The organism is Paenarthrobacter sp. NyZ202, assembly GCF_049860755.1.
Lineage (GTDB): Bacteria > Actinomycetota > Actinomycetes > Actinomycetales > Micrococcaceae > Arthrobacter.
The window spans coordinates 970357-983953 of the sequence record NZ_CP187556.1 but is presented as its reverse complement, the minus strand read 5'-3'; the positions used below and the strand labels follow the sequence as shown (position 1 = coordinate 983953).

15 protein-coding genes are annotated in these 13597 nt (G+C 64.9%); 9 read left to right on the top strand and 6 right to left on the bottom strand.

Annotated elements, in window-relative coordinates; genetic code table 11:
* Nucleotides 1-52: 52 nt before the first annotated feature.
* Nucleotides 53-1291: an IS110 family transposase gene (locus ACPFL9_RS04725; protein ID WP_426006119.1), complete on the top strand. Its 1239-nt coding sequence runs from the start codon at nt 53-55 to the stop codon at nt 1289-1291.
* A 43-nt stretch (nt 1292-1334) separates the two neighbouring features.
* Here the strand turns inward: ACPFL9_RS04725 and ACPFL9_RS04720 are convergent, their stop codons facing one another.
* The 4 genes from ACPFL9_RS04720 to ACPFL9_RS04705 form a co-directional block, all read right to left on the bottom strand.
* Nucleotides 1335-1616, bottom strand: a complete 282-nt coding sequence (locus ACPFL9_RS04720) for a hypothetical protein (RefSeq protein WP_426006118.1) — start codon at nt 1614-1616, stop codon at nt 1335-1337.
* The gene (fliS, locus tag ACPFL9_RS04715; RefSeq protein ID WP_426006117.1) at nt 1606-2031 is read right to left on the bottom strand and encodes a flagellar export chaperone FliS; all 426 of its coding nucleotides are present in this window, start codon (nt 2029-2031) and stop codon (nt 1606-1608) included. Before fliS ends, ACPFL9_RS04720 begins: the two co-directional genes overlap by 11 nt.
* Nucleotides 2032-2033: 2 nt before the next feature.
* A complete protein-coding gene (fliD, locus tag ACPFL9_RS04710) occupies nt 2034-3416 on the bottom strand; it encodes a flagellar filament capping protein FliD (RefSeq protein ID WP_426006116.1) in 1383 nt (460 codons plus the stop codon).
* An 86-nt stretch (nt 3417-3502) separates the two neighbouring features.
* Nucleotides 3503-4339 carry a flagellin gene (locus ACPFL9_RS04705; RefSeq protein WP_426006115.1) on the bottom strand — a complete coding sequence of 279 codons (837 nt, stop codon included), beginning with the start codon at nt 4337-4339 and terminating at the stop codon, nt 3503-3505.
* A gap of 224 nt (nt 4340-4563) precedes the next feature.
* Between ACPFL9_RS04705 and ACPFL9_RS04700 the strand changes: the two genes are divergently transcribed.
* The 4 genes from ACPFL9_RS04700 to ACPFL9_RS04685 are packed head-to-tail and all read left to right on the top strand — an operon-like array spanning nt 4564 to nt 7755.
* Nucleotides 4564-5046: a flagellar protein FlgN gene (locus ACPFL9_RS04700; RefSeq protein ID WP_426006114.1), complete on the top strand. Its 483-nt coding sequence runs from the start codon at nt 4564-4566 to the stop codon at nt 5044-5046.
* A 13-nt stretch (nt 5047-5059) separates the two neighbouring features.
* A complete protein-coding gene (gene flgK / locus ACPFL9_RS04695) occupies nt 5060-6481 on the top strand; it encodes a flagellar hook-associated protein FlgK (protein WP_426006113.1) in 1422 nt (473 codons plus the stop codon).
* Between the two features lie 3 nt (nt 6482-6484).
* Nucleotides 6485-7372: a flagellar hook-associated protein FlgL gene (flgL, locus tag ACPFL9_RS04690; RefSeq protein ID WP_426006112.1), complete on the top strand. Its 888-nt coding sequence runs from the start codon at nt 6485-6487 to the stop codon at nt 7370-7372.
* On the top strand, nt 7369-7755 hold the full coding sequence (locus ACPFL9_RS04685) for a flagellar assembly protein FliW (RefSeq protein ID WP_426006111.1): 387 nt from the start codon (nt 7369-7371) through the stop codon (nt 7753-7755). Before flgL ends, ACPFL9_RS04685 begins: the two co-directional genes overlap by 4 nt.
* 76 nt (nt 7756-7831) lie before the next feature.
* Here the strand turns inward: ACPFL9_RS04685 and ACPFL9_RS04680 are convergent, their stop codons facing one another.
* Nucleotides 7832-8041, bottom strand: coding sequence for a hypothetical protein (locus ACPFL9_RS04680; protein ID WP_426006110.1), 210 nt, complete (start codon nt 8039-8041; stop codon nt 7832-7834).
* 61 nt (nt 8042-8102) lie between these two features.
* The gene (locus tag ACPFL9_RS04675) at nt 8103-9083 is read right to left on the bottom strand and encodes an NAD(P)/FAD-dependent oxidoreductase (protein WP_426006109.1); all 981 of its coding nucleotides are present in this window, start codon (nt 9081-9083) and stop codon (nt 8103-8105) included.
* 86 nt (nt 9084-9169) lie between these two features.
* On the opposite strand from ACPFL9_RS04675, the gene ACPFL9_RS04670 reads away from it, so the two are divergent.
* From ACPFL9_RS04670 to ACPFL9_RS04655, 4 genes are all read left to right on the top strand, one after another.
* The gene (locus ACPFL9_RS04670; protein ID WP_426006108.1) at nt 9170-9751 is read left to right on the top strand and encodes a helix-turn-helix domain-containing protein; all 582 of its coding nucleotides are present in this window, start codon (nt 9170-9172) and stop codon (nt 9749-9751) included.
* 223 nt (nt 9752-9974) lie between these two features.
* Nucleotides 9975-11006 carry a nitrilase-related carbon-nitrogen hydrolase gene (locus ACPFL9_RS04665; protein WP_426006107.1) on the top strand — a complete coding sequence of 344 codons (1032 nt, stop codon included), beginning with the start codon at nt 9975-9977 and terminating at the stop codon, nt 11004-11006.
* Nucleotides 11003-12028: an agmatine deiminase family protein gene (locus ACPFL9_RS04660; RefSeq protein WP_426006106.1), complete on the top strand. Its 1026-nt coding sequence runs from the start codon at nt 11003-11005 to the stop codon at nt 12026-12028. The genes ACPFL9_RS04665 and ACPFL9_RS04660 overlap by 4 nt, the downstream gene beginning before the upstream one ends.
* An 11-nt stretch (nt 12029-12039) precedes the next feature.
* Nucleotides 12040-13578 carry an APC family permease gene (locus ACPFL9_RS04655; protein ID WP_426006105.1) on the top strand — a complete coding sequence of 513 codons (1539 nt, stop codon included), beginning with the start codon at nt 12040-12042 and terminating at the stop codon, nt 13576-13578.
* The last annotated feature ends 19 nt before the right edge of the window (nt 13579-13597 follow it).

Genomic DNA, 13597 nt, shown 5'->3' with positions numbered 1-13597 from the left:
CTGTCCTCCCCGAGACGACGCCGGTAACTGGATGTATTGAAGGGAAGCTGGAATGGACATTGTTCATGAACGGGCCGCGGGAATGGATATTTCCAAACGCGACGCGAAGGTCTGCGTACGGGTCCCCGGAGAACGGGCAGGGACCTACACCTCAAAGGTCACAACCTGGGGCGCGACCACGCAAGCGATCCTGGAACTTCGGGAGTTCCTCGAACGCGAACACGTCACTGTTGTGGTGATGGAAGCGACCAGCGATTACTGGAAACCGTTCTTCTACCTGTTCGAAGAAACCCTGCCGGTGATGCTGGTCAACGCCAAAGCCGCCCGGAACATCCCGGGACGCAAAACCGATGTCTCCGACGCCGCGTGGCTGGCCCAACTGGCCGCGCACGGGCTGCTGCGGGCATCATTCGTGCCGCCCGAACCCATCCGCGAACTGCGGGACCTCACCCGGGCCCGCGCCATCGCCACCCGCGACCGGGCCCGGGAAATCCAAAGGCTGGAGAAGTTCCTGGAAAGCTCCGGGATCAAACTCTCTTCCGTGGTTTCAGACCTGACCGGGGTCTCTTCCCGGGACATGCTCGAAGCCCTCATCAACGGCGAACGGAACCCCGAGGTGCTGGCCGGGATGGCCCGTGGAATGCTGCGCTCGAAAATCCCGGCACTGGTCGACGCCCTCACCGGCAGGTTCAAACCCCACCACGCATTCATGGCACGACTGCACCTGGACCAGATCGACGCCCACACCCGCACCATCGATACCCTCACGGCACGGATTGAGGAGGCGATGGAACCCTTTCGTGAGGCCAGGGAAGCCCTGGCCACCATCCCCGGAGTATCCCAACGAGTCGCCGAAGTGATCATCGCCGAAACCGGAGCTGACATGAGCGTGTTCGAAACCCCGGGCCGGCTCGCGTCCTGGGCCGGGGTCTGCCCCAGCGCGAACGAATCCGCCGGCAGGATCAAATCCAGCCACATCATGCCCGGCAACAAATACCTCAAAGCAGCACTCGGCACCGCGGCCATGTCCGCGACCCGATCTAAAAACACCTACCTCGCCGCGAGATACCGCCGCATCACCGCCCGCTCCGGAACCAACAAAGCCCTCGTCGCCATCGAACACTCCATCCTCACAGCGGCCTGGCACATGCTCCGCAACGGCGAGTGCTACACCGACCCCGGCGCCGACCACTTCAACAGGATCAACCCAACCAGAGCCAAGAACAACGCCATCAAACAACTCAACAACCTCGGCTACAACGTCACCATCACCCCGGTCACCGCAGCCTAACCCACCACTACTTTCGTACTAGTTGGGTGGGCGCGGGGGGAGGTTAGCCGCGGACGTCGAGCAACAGCGGCCGGGAGGAACCCGGGGCGGGCGATACTGCAGCGAGGGCCGCGAGGTGCGTCCCGGCGTCGTGCTTCATCGCCGCCACCATGTCAAGGGCGTCGGCCTGCGCCTCCAGGACCTGCCGGGCGCGCGGCAGCAACCCGGCAGGCAGCGGTCCGGCATCAACGGGCGGCTCCCATGGAGGAGGGAAACCGCCGGAAACTGCCAAGGCGATGTCCGCTTCCAGCCTGTCCAGGATGCCAGGCCAGGAATCAGGCGACACCGAGCGCCGATCCGGAAGCAACCGGTCCCGCCGTCAACTGCGCCGACGCCTCATGCCAGCCCTGCCGCAGCGGCTCCAGGAGCTCGATGCATTCCTTGGTCCGTTCCACGTCACGGTAGATGTTGGCACCGATGAGGGCCTGCATGGCGTACTCGTAGATGCCGGCAAGCGAAGCCGCCCCGTCCCACAGCTCCACCCGCAGGCTGGACTGCAGCTCGGCCACAATCGCCTGGGCGTGCAGCAGGGTCTCGCGGGCAACGTCCCAGTTGGTGTTTTCCTGCGCCAACCTGGCACGCTTCAAGTCCAGCAGCAACCGGTCGTAGAGCATGGTGAGCAGGCGGGCGGGCGGCGCGGAGAGGACGGCGTCGTCGTTGTAGCGCGAGAGCTGCTGCGCTCGGAGTGCACTGTAGGTCATGGCTATTCTCCTGTGGACTGCTTCGGGAGGCTGGAAATCTGCCCGGACAACCAGCTGGACTGCGACTGGAGGCCGCCGAGCAGGACCTCCATGTTGGTATAGACGGCCTGGAGCGTGGCGCGGCGGGTTGCCAGGCGCTGGTCCCAGTCGGCGATCCGGGTGCCGAGGTCCCGGGCTTCGGATTCCCGGCCTTTGATGAGGCTGGAGATGGAACCGCTGTAGGGGTCGGCAGCGGCCGTCGCGGCTTCAGCCACGCGCCCGGCCAAAGCCTGCACCGCGGCTTGCGTGGCGGCCGGGTCCGCGGCCAGCGCCGCGGAGAACTTGGCGGAATCGAACGTGAAGTTTCCGTCCTTGGTGATGTTGATGCCGTATTCGGCCGGTGACTTCCCGTCAACCGGCCGCGACAGTGCCGCGAGGACCTGGTCGTTGACGGCGCGCACGCTGCTGTTGCCGGTCAGGATCCCTGCCTTGGGGACGGTCGCGCCGCTGGAGTTGGTGGTTTTGGACACCGCGCTGTACATGGCAACGAAGCTGAGGACATCGTTGACGGAGGTCACCAGGTCTCCCGCCTTCTTGGTGATGCCGGGAACGTCACTGGAGACGGTCACGGTCACCGGACCGGTGCTCACTGCCGACGCCGTCACGGAAACACCGGGCAGGATATCGGCAAAGGTGTTCGTTCCGGAGGTCAGCACCTGTTCGGCGGCCGTGCCCGCGTACAGCGTCGCTTTGGCATCCTGCGCGGACTTCACGACGGCGGCAGCCGGGTCAGCCATGAGGTCCACCGCAGTGCCGCCCGCCACTTGGGCGGCCGTGCCCTGGTAGGCGGTAAAGGCTCCGGCGGCACCGGACGTGGTAGCCGTCAGCTGCAGGCGGTATGTGCCGTTGCCCGCCGGAACCTTCACCGCGTGGGCGCCACCGGACGCCGCGTTGATGGCCGAAACCACGTCATCCAAAGAAGTACCCGTGGGAGCTATCTCGGTCGTCTTGCCCGTGGAATCAACGATCGTCAGTCGTGCCGGGGCGCCGCCATCGGTGGGCCAGGAGGCCATGGCCGCAGTGACGTTTACCTGCGTCCGGGCCAGCTGCGTTACGGTCAGGTCGATCGATCCCGCAGTGGCCGCCGTCGTGGTTTTTGCCGTGACGGAGGGTTGACTGCTGGTGGCAGTGAACAGGTTCAGCGCGCCGGTGGTGGACCCTGCGACGGCAAGGTCCTTGAGCGCGGTGAGCTTGGTGTTGAGGGACTGCAGGGTGGAAATGACGGTCTGGTTGGAGGCCAGCTTGGTCTTGAGCTGGGTCTGCGGCAGTGCCTCGACCGACATCAGCGAGTTGATGATCGCGGTGGTGTTCAGGCCACTGGCGAGCCCGTCGATAGCGGTTGTCACAGGTTCTCCTTCCCGGTCCGGTCAATCCCTTGCCAGCGACGGCCGGCCAGGATGGGGCCTGGCCGGCCGTCTGTCCATGACGAGCCTTAGCGCAGGAGCGAAAGGACGCCCTGGCCGGACTGGTTGGCCTGTGCCAGCATGGCGGTACCTGCCTGGGACAGGATGTTCGCCTTGGTGTACTTGACCATTTCCGCAGCCATGTCCGTGTCGGCGATGCGGGACTGGGCAGCCTGCAGGTTTTCGCCGGCGACGTTCAGCGACTTGATGGCGTGGTCCAGGCGGTTCTGGCTTGCACCGAGGTCCGAACGCTGGGTGGACACTGCCTTGATGGCTGTGTCGATCGCCGTGATCGTGGTCTGGGCGGTGGCGTTGTCCGTCACCACGAAGTCCGTTGAGCCGGTTGCCGAAGCCAGTGCGCCAACGGCGGTGGCGACATCGCCGAGGTTGACGGAGATGACGTCGTTGGCCGAACCTGCGGTACCCACCTGGATGTTCTTGGCGCCGCCCTTGAGGAGGTCGATGCCGTTGAAGTTGGTGGATTCGGTGATGCGGTTCAGTTCCTTGCCGAGGGAGTCTGCTTCCTTCTTGATGGCCGCACGTGCGTCGGCGTTGTTCGTGTCGGAAGCACCCTGGACTGCGAGGTCGCGCATGCGCTGCAGAACGGAGTGGACTTCGGTGAGGGCACCTTCCGTGGTCTGGATGATGCTGATGCCGTCCTGGGCGTTGCGGGCTGCAACTGCCGAACCGCTCACCTGGGACTTGAGGCCCTCCGAGATGGCAAGGCCGGCCGCGTCGTCAGCCGCACGGTTGATGCGCAGGCCGCTGGAGAGCTTCTCCATCGACTTGGACAGGGTGTCCTGCGTGGCGTTCAAGCTGCGGTAAGCATTGTTTGCCATCAGGTTGTTGTTGATCTGCATGCCCATGATTTTTCCTCCGTGATCTGGACTTACTGTGTGGCGGCCCATCCGTGGGCCGTCACAGACCACAGTCGGCGGGCAGCAGAACGCCGTTAGCAAAAATCCGCAAGAGCTTTTGGCCCACGGGGCCGCCTAACGCCTGGCCATCCGCGGCCGATAGCTAAGGGGGAGCTACCGGGGACGCACCCCGTCCCCCAAACCATCCCCACTCAGAACTGGAGTCGACCGCAGTGGCCATCCATGAACTGTCAGCCCTCCTGTGGCGCGAACGTGAGCTCCTGGATCTCCTGACATTCAAGCTCGAAGAAGAGCAACTGCTGCTGACGGCCGGCAAATCCCGTTGGTTGCCGCATGGCACCCGGGAAGTGGAGCAGGTCCTGGACCGGGTTTCAAAGGCCGGTCTTGCCCGGGCCGTGGAGATAGCAGCCGTGGCGGAACAATGGGGCCTGTCCCCGGACTGCTCATTGGCTGAACTGGCCGCTGCTGCCCCCGACCCTGCCTGGGCCGAGGTGCTGATGTCCCACCTGGGCGCCATGCGGCAGCAAACTGCCTCCATCAAGGAGCTCCGGGACGCCAACGAGCAGTTCCTGCGTGCAGCCGTCCGTTCCACCCAGGAAACGCTCGCCGATCTGAAACCCGCAGCCGGCACCTATGACTCCCACGGCCGCACGGGCGATTCCGCGTCGGCCCACCTCGTCGACCGGAAACTCTGAGAGGCTACGCACAGTGAGCACATTCGGCGGACTCAACACTGCCTACCGGGGCCTCACCGCGGCCCAACAGGCCATCAACCTGGCCGGCCAGAACATCGCCAATTCCTCCACTCCCGGCTACACCCGCCAGCGGATCGAACAGTCAGCGATCGGAACTCCGCTGCCCGTGGGCCTGCATTCCAGCGTGGGCCAGGCGGGCCAGGGCGTCCGGGTGGACGGCATCGCGCGCCTGGGCAACAGCTTCCTCGACGCCGGCGTTCGCAACAGTGCTGCGGCCTCGGGATACGCCGGCCTGCGGTCAACGGAACTCCAGCGGCTTGAGGACTCGCTGCAGGAGCCTGGTGCGCATGGATTGTCGACGGCGATGCAGACCTTTTGGGCCTCGTGGCAGGGGGTAGCGAACCACCCGGGCGAGTCCGCACCGGCGTCGGTCCTGCTCGAAGCCGCCGCCACCGTAACTGAAACCCTCGCCGCAGGCTACAAGTCACTGGACGCGCAGTGGAGTCGCATCCGCGGAGAAGCCGCTGCCACGGTGGTCGAACTCAACGCAGCAGCAGGACGGGTGGCGAGCCTCAACTCGCAGATCCGCTCGACCGTGGCTGCCGGAGGTTCGGCGAACGAACTCATCGATGCCCGGAACCAACTGACGGAATCCATTGCCTCCTTGGCCGGTGGCACGGTCCGCGAGAACCCCGACGGCACCGCGGACGTTTTCATCGGCGGCAACGCCTTGGTGTCCGGGACCTCGGTACGCCAGCTCCGCTTGGCCGGCCCCACGGGCATGGACGCGGCCACCACGCCGGTCCAGTTGGAGTGGGCAGACCGCCCGGGCGCCGCAGTAAACCTCGACGGCGGCAAGCTCGCCGGAGCTCTCTCGCTGCTGGCACCGGCCGCAGGCGATGGCACCGGAGGCGCGATCGCCCAGGCAGCGGCGTCGTACAACGCCTTCGCAACCCAGCTCCTGAACGAGGTCAATGCCATCCACAGGACCGGCCAGTCCAGTACCGGCGCGGGCAACCTCGACTTCTTCGCCAGCACGCCCGGCGTTCCCGTGGCCCTGTCACTCAGGGTGGTCCCAAGCAGCCCGGCCGGGATTGCCACGGGCGCGGCAGGTGCGGGCGCACTCGATGGAAGCCTGGCCGACAGACTGTCCCAAATCGGCTCCTCGGCCGCGTCGCCGGACGTTTTCTGGAGCGGAGTAGTGTCCGGAATCGGCATGGCCTCGCGTTCAGCACAACAGCATGCGCACCTTGCGGACGCTGCGGGAGTTGCCGCCGTCGGGCAGCGCAACTCCGGTGCCGGGGTCAGCCTGGACGAGGAAAACATCAGCCTCCTCGCCGGCCAGCACGCGTACCAGGCCGCTGCCAGGGTGATGACGGCCATCGATGAGGCCCTGGATGTCCTGATCAACCGCACCGGACTGGTAGGAAGGTAAGCCGTGCTCAACCGCGTCACCACCCACATGATGGCCGCTTCATCGCAGCGGAGCCTGCAGTCGGCGCAAACCCGGCTGGCCGAACTGCAGGACCGTGCGCTCACGCTCAAGAACATCAACCGCCCTTCCGACGATCCGGCAGGCGCCGCGCAGGCCATCGCCCTGCGGGGCCAGCTGAATGCGGCCAACCAATACGGCAGCAACATCAGTGACGGAAACGGCTGGCTTGCGGCTGCCGACACGGCCTTGGGACAGTCCACCAACATCCTCAACCGGGTGCGGGACTTGGTGGTCCAGGTGGCCAACGGCACCCTGAACGATTCCGCGAAGGAGGCGATCGCCGTCGAAATCGAAGGCCTGGGCAAGGACCTCCTGACCCAAGCCAACACCAGGTACCTGGGCCGGAACGTCTTCGCCGGCAGCGCGGACACGGACGGCGCCTTCACCAACGGCTCTCCCCCGGTATTCAACGGCACCACCAACAGTTCGGTGGAACGCCGCGTTGACGCCTCGCGGACCGTGCGGGTGGATTCCGACGGCGGCGCGATCTTCGGCAGCGGCGCGAGCTCGGTCTTCGCTGTGGTGAGCGACGTCGTCGCGGACATCCGGGCCGGCATCAACCCCAACGGGCGGTTGGCCGCGATCGGTGAGCGCATCCAGTCGGTCATCGACGGGCGGGCCGGCGTCGGGATGCGGCAGACACGCCTGGGGCAGGCACAGGATTCCCTGGAAGGGATGAAGGCTACGCTGGAAACCCAGAGGTCGCGGGTGGAAGACCTGGATTTGGGAAAGGCAGTCATGGATTTGAAGGTGCAGGAGACCAACTACCAAGTGGCCCTCGCAGTGACCGCCAAGGTCCTGCAGCCGACGCTCATGGACTTCCTGCGATGAGCACGGCACTGGCCTTCGAGTCGTTGACGTTTGCCGCGCCCATGCCCGGACTGGAGGGTGCCGGCGGGTTCTCCTTGCGCGGTATCCCGGGGGCCGTGGGCCTGTTTGCCCTGGAAGCGGAGGAGCCGCAGGTGCGCATGTTCCTTGCCGATGCCTCCGTGTATGTTCCGGATTACGCTCCCACCATCCCGGCATTCGCTCTGGAGTCCGTGGGACTCCCTGCAGCCGGGGAAGGAACCCTTTTGGTGGTGGTGAATCCCGCTTCGGACAAGACCACCGTGAACCTGATGGCACCGATCGTGCTTAACCCCGCTACCGGTGTGTGCATCCAGGTGATTCTCGACGGCGGCATGTACCCCTTGCGCGCGGAACTCGCCAGCTGATTTTCGCAACTGACTGGCACCAGCGGTTGTTCTGAGGCTTCAGAACAACCGCTAATGCCAGTCAGATGGATACCGATCAGACCTTCTCGCGGATGCGTTCGGTTGTCGGTTCGGTGACGTCAAATTCCCGACGCCGGCGGGCCAGGAACGTCCACAGCGTGCCTTCCGTGGGTGGACGCTTCCCGGCGGGCTGAACCGGAGTTTCCTCTGTGGTGTGCGTTTCGGGTTTGCGCGCGGAGTCCTTCTTCGTGCGCCTCTCGAAGTCCTCATAGTACGAGTAGCACATACCCAACCTCCTTAACTGGCTGCCCTTTAATCGTCCTCGCCCCGGCGTCACAAGTCGACCGTTATTTGCTGGGAACCGCCATCCTGGCCTGCTCCACGGCACGCCGGGTTTCTGCCATCATGAGGTCCGCGTTGATCACCGCACCGGCCATGTTTCCTGCGGCGGCCGCGGCCACCACCTGACCGGTCAGATCCGTGACGTTGCCGGCCACCCACACCCCGGGAACGGAAGTTGCACCGCCAAGGGCCGTGCTTTCCACATGATGGCCAACGCCCATCGGATGTTCCGCAGGTTCGATGCCAAGCGACTCAAGCACCTGCGAACGGGCCTCCATGCGTGGCCCGACTACCGCAGCTTGCACGGGAATGACCGTCCCGGATTCCAGGGCTACACCGGTCAAGGCGTCACCTGTTACCTCCAGGGACTTCACCTTTCCTTCCACCACGGCGATGGAACGGGCCGCGAGTTGTTCCCATTCCTCTTCCGTCGGCTCCACCAGGTCATTCAGGAACAGTGTGATGCTGGGGCTCCACTGCCGGAAGAGCAATGCCTGGTGCATGGAAAGGGGTCCTGTTCCAAGGATCCCGATGGAGGCGTTCCTTACCTCCCAGCCGTGGCAGTACGGGCAATGAATCACGTCCTTGCCCCAGCGTTCCTGGATTCCTTCGATGCCGGGGAGGACGTCGCTCAGCCCGGTAGCCACCAGCAATCGCCGCGCTCCAACCACCTGCCCATCGTCGAGATCCACCTCGAAGGCGGGGTCCGTGCCCAGGCCAGGCTCCGTCGTCGAACGTGCCGCCACGGCCGTGCCGGCCAGCACTTCGCCGCCATACTTGCGGACCTCGTCCCGTCCCGCAGCCAGCAGTTCCCGGGGGCTCATACCGTCCCTCGAGAGGAATCCGTGCACCCCTTCCGCCGGCGCATTCCGCGGCTCGCCGGCATCAACAACGAGCACCGAGCGCAAGGCCCTGGCCAGCGTGACGGCTGCACTTAACCCAGCTGCGCCACCACCCACAACTACGACGTCGTACTGCTTTTCCATGTTTCCCTTCCTTCCCTTCGTGTCCAATGCTTCCGCGGCAGCATTCATACCGGCAAGATAGTTTGCTGCTATGGCAAAATATGAGCATGGATTCCGTTGTCAACAAGCTCCTCGATTCCGTCGGCCCACGCCTGCGAACCCTCCGCACCCAAAAGAACCTGACCCTCGCCGAAGCCTCGGAAGCCACCGGCATCTCCGTCAGTACGCTCTCCAGGCTTGAGTCCGGCCAGCGGAAGCCCACCCTTGAACTGCTGCTGCCCATTGCCCGGCTCCACCAGGTGCCGCTCGAAGAACTCATCGACGCGCCGGAAACAGGAGATCCGCGGATCCATTTGAAGCCGCACGTCCACGAATGGGGAACGGCACTGCCCCTGACCAAGCGGCCGGGCGGCATTCAGGCCTTCAAGATGGTCCTTCCAGGCTCCACCGGCAAAGAAATCCCCAACCCCCAATCCCACGAGGGGTACGACTGGATGTACATCCTCAACGGCAAGCTGCGGCTGATCCTCGGGGACAACGACTTCATCCTCAAAGCAGGCGAAGCCGCCGAGTTCGACACCCGCACCCCGCACTGGTTCGCCAGCGCCGGCAAGGACCCAGTGGAACTCCTGACCCTGTTCGGCCAGCAGGGCGAGCGCATGCACGTGAGGGCCAGACCCAAACGCTGATCCCACACCCCCGCACCCCCGCACCCCCACCCCGCACCCCCGCCCCCCGCGAGATGGCATTTGATGACAGTCCCGCCGCCCCACATTGTCATCAAATGCCACTTCGCGACGGGTCATAAACGAACGGCATTCATTTCACCTCTTGCGCTCCGGCGTGACTGCCGCCATACTAAATGAACGCTATTCATTTAGTGACAGTCGTCTCACCGGAGTACATGCCATCATGATTGAAATTACCCGCCTCGAAGCCCCCACTTCTCTGGCACGCACCGAACCGTCCACCCGCACGCCCTTGCGGGTCGGCGTCGTCCAGCACCAGTGGCACGCTGATGAAGCCGTCCTGCGCGCGGAACTGAACGAGGGCATCGAGCGTGCGGCCAGGCTCGGCGCAACGGTTGTCTTCCTGCCGGAATTGACGCTCTCCCGCTACCCCGCAGACACGCGGCCCGAGAACAAGCCCGACGCCGGTGTCCGCCCCTCGGACATCGCCGAGGACCTGCTCACAGGTCCCACGTTCACCTTCGCCTCCGAGGCCGCCCGCAAGTTCGGCGTCTCAGTCCACGCTTCCCTGTACCAGCGTGCAGAGAATCCGGACGGCACCGATGACGGTCTGGGCCTCAACACCGCGATCCTGGTCTCCCCTGCCGGCGAACTCGTCGCCCGCACGCACAAGCTCCATATCCCCGTCACTGCCGGCTACTACGAGGACAAGTTCTTCCGCCAGGGCCCGGACGCCGACGACGCCTACGCCGTCCACGCGCCGGCCGAACTCGGAGGCGCACGCCTGGGCATGCCCACTTGCTGGGATGAATGGTTCCCCGAGCTCGCCCGCATGTACTCCCTGGGCGGCGCCGAAATCCTGGTCTACCCCACGGCCATCGGTTCCGAACCGGACCACCCGGACTTCGACACGCAGCCGTTGTGGCAGCAGGTCATCGTGGGCAACGGCATCGCCAACGGTCTCTTCATGATCGCCCCCAACCGCCACGGCAGTGAGGGAACACTAAACTTCTACGGCTCCTCGTTCATCTCCGACCCCTACGGCCGTGTCCTGGTCCAGGCTCCGCGCGACGAGTCCGCCGTGCTGGTGGCAGACCTGGATCTCGACCAGCGCAAGGACTGGCTGACCCTGTTCCCGTTCCTCGCCACCCGCCGCCCGGAAACCTACGCCCGCCTCACCGAGCCCGTGAACCCGGACGCTCCATTGGGCGCCAGCCCCGCATCAAGCCAGCAGCCACAGGCGGTTTCGGCGTGAGCGCCTGGCGCATGCCGTCCGAGACGGCGCCCCAGGACCGCGTCTGGATGGCCTTCCCCACGGGCGGCTACACCTTGGGCGACACGGAGGAAGAAGCGCACGCTGCCCGCACCACGTGGGCGGCCGTCGCGAACGCCATCCTCGAGTTCGAGCCGGTCACCATGGTGGTATCCCCCGACGACGTCGATACAGCCGCGCGCTACCTTGACCCCCGCGTCGAGGTACTGACGGCGGAGCTCAACGACGCCTGGATGCGCGACATCGGCCCGTCGTTCGTGCTTGACGCCACCAACCAGCTCGGCGCCGTGGACTGGATCTTCAACGGCTGGGGAGGACAGGACTGGGCCGCTTGGGACAAGGACTCCCTCATCGCGGAGTTCGTGAGCGGCAAGGCCAAGGCACAGCACGTCCCCTCGGGGATCGTCAACGAGGGCGGCGGCATACAGGTGGACGGCGAAGGCACCGTCCTGGTCACGGAGACAGTGCAGCTGGACCAGGGCCGCAACCCGGGCCTGACCAAGGCCGACATTGAGCAGGAGCTGGCCCGCACCATCGGAGCAACCCACGTTGTGTGGCTCCCCCGCGGTTTGACCCGTGACTCGGAAAAGTACGGCACGCGCGGCCACGTGGACATCGTCGCCGCCATCTCCAGCCCCGGAACGCTGCTGGTGCATTCCCAGCAGAACCCGGAACACCCGGATTACAAGGTCTCCCGCGAAATCATCGACTTCCTGCGCACCACCCACGACGCAGCAGGCCGGGAATGGAACATCATCGAAGTTCCGGCCCCGGAAACACTGACCGACGACGAGGGGTATGTGGATTACAGCTACATCAACCACCTCGTGGTCAACGGCGGGGTCATCGCCTGCAGCTTCAATGACCCCATGGACGAGAAAGCACTCCGCATTCTCGCCGATGCCTACCCCGGCCGACGCGTGGTCAGTGTTGACGCGCGCGAACTCTTCGCGCGGGGCGGCGGCATCCACTGCATCACGCAGCAGCAGCCTACGGCCATCTAGAAAGGGCCCTCATGAGCCAGACAATCCACCGCGGCGGCAGTGAAGCCGCATCGTCGCATGACATCAGCGGCAAGGGACTGAAGACGGGGCAGTTGGGGCTCCTCGCCGTCGTCGTTCTTGGCATCTCCACCATTGCACCCGCCTACACGCTGACCGGGGCCCTGGGCCCCACCATCAGCACTGTCGGTCTACAGCTTCCGGCAATCTTCCTCATCGGGTTCATTCCGATGATCCTGGTGTCCTTGGCTTACCGGGAACTCAACTCCGATTCCCCGGACAGCGGCACCACGTTCACCTGGGTCACCAAAGCGTTCGGTCCCTGGGTGGGCTGGATGGGTGGCTGGGGCCTGCTCGCTGCCAACATCATCGTCCTGTCCAACCTGGCAGGCGTGGCAGTGGACTTCTTCTACCTGTTCCTGTCCCAGCTCGCGGGCAATCCGGAGATCGCCGACCTCGCCTCCAACAAACTCCTCAACGTGGTGACGTGCCTGGTGTTCGTTGCCTTGGCCGTGTGGGTCAGCTACCGGGGCCTGCACACCACCAAGATCGTCCAGTACGGACTGGTTGGCTTCCAGCTGGTGGCCCTTGGCCTGTTCGTGCTCATGGCCTTCGCCAACTGGTCTTCCTCCCCCACCGCCATTCCCTTCAGCTGGGACTGGTTCGATGTCACCAAGGTGGAAACATTCGGCCAGATCGCGGCGGGAATCTCCTTGTCGATCTTCGTCTACTGGGGCTGGGACGTGTGCCTCACCGTTAATGAGGAAACTGCCAACGGCAAGAAAACCGCAGGCCTCGCCGGCACGCTGACTGCCGTGGCCGTCCTGGGCATCTACCTGCTGGTCACCATCGCCACGATGATGTTTGCCGGCGTCGGCGATTCCGGGGTGGGCCTGAACAACGAGGAAAACCATGCCAACATCTTCACTGCGCTCGCTTCGCCGGTGATGGGCCCGTTCGCCATCCTGATGTCGCTTGCCGTGCTGTCCAGCTCGGCTGCTTCGCTGCAGTCCACTTTCACGTCACCGTCGCGGAGCCTCCTGGCGATGTCGCACTACGGCGCCCTGCCGGAGCGCTACAGCCGGATGAGCAGGAAATTCTCGACGCCGGGCTACGCCACCATCGCGGCAGGCGTCCTGTCCGCGGGCTTCTACGCGGTGATGCACATGATCAGCGAAAACGTCCTGAACGACACCATCCTGGCCCTGGGCCTGATGATCTGCTTCTACTACGGACTCACCGCGATTGCCTGCGTATGGTATTTCCGCAACAGCCTGTTCTCCAGCGTACGCAACGTGGTCCTGCGGTTCCTGTGCCCGTTGCTGGGCGGTGTCGGCCTCTTCGTGGTGTTCATCCAGACCGCCGTGGACAGTTGGGCGCCGGAGTTCGGCAGCGGTTCGGAGATCTTCGGCGTGGGTCTGGTGTTCGTACTCGGCGTGGGCATCCTTGCACTGGGTGTGGTGGTCATGCTGGTCATGTCACGCCTCAGGCCCGGATTCTTCCGGGGCGAAACCATCCGCAAGGACACCCCCGCGCTGGTGGTCCCGGAGTAGCCCCTGGAACCACGGTTTC

Excerpts from the sequence above, each read along its gene's own strand:
- ACPFL9_RS04725 (WP_426006119.1), top strand. The coding sequence starts at position 53 with ATGGACATTGTTCATGAACGGGCCGCGGGAATGGATATTTCCAAACGC.
- fliS (WP_426006117.1), bottom strand. The coding sequence starts at position 2,031 with ATGACCTACAGTGCACTCCGAGCGCAGCAGCTCTCGCGCTACAACGAC.
- ACPFL9_RS04705 (WP_426006115.1), bottom strand. The coding sequence starts at position 4,339 with ATGGGCATGCAGATCAACAACAACCTGATGGCAAACAATGCTTACCGC.
- ACPFL9_RS04685 (WP_426006111.1), top strand. The coding sequence starts at position 7,369 with ATGAGCACGGCACTGGCCTTCGAGTCGTTGACGTTTGCCGCGCCCATG.
- ACPFL9_RS04680 (WP_426006110.1), bottom strand. The coding sequence starts at position 8,041 with ATGTGCTACTCGTACTATGAGGACTTCGAGAGGCGCACGAAGAAGGAC.
- ACPFL9_RS04675 (WP_426006109.1), bottom strand. The coding sequence starts at position 9,083 with ATGGAAAAGCAGTACGACGTCGTAGTTGTGGGTGGTGGCGCAGCTGGG.
- ACPFL9_RS04670 (WP_426006108.1), top strand. The coding sequence starts at position 9,170 with ATGGATTCCGTTGTCAACAAGCTCCTCGATTCCGTCGGCCCACGCCTG.
- ACPFL9_RS04665 (WP_426006107.1), top strand. The coding sequence starts at position 9,975 with ATGATTGAAATTACCCGCCTCGAAGCCCCCACTTCTCTGGCACGCACC.
- ACPFL9_RS04655 (WP_426006105.1), top strand. The coding sequence starts at position 12,040 with ATGAGCCAGACAATCCACCGCGGCGGCAGTGAAGCCGCATCGTCGCAT.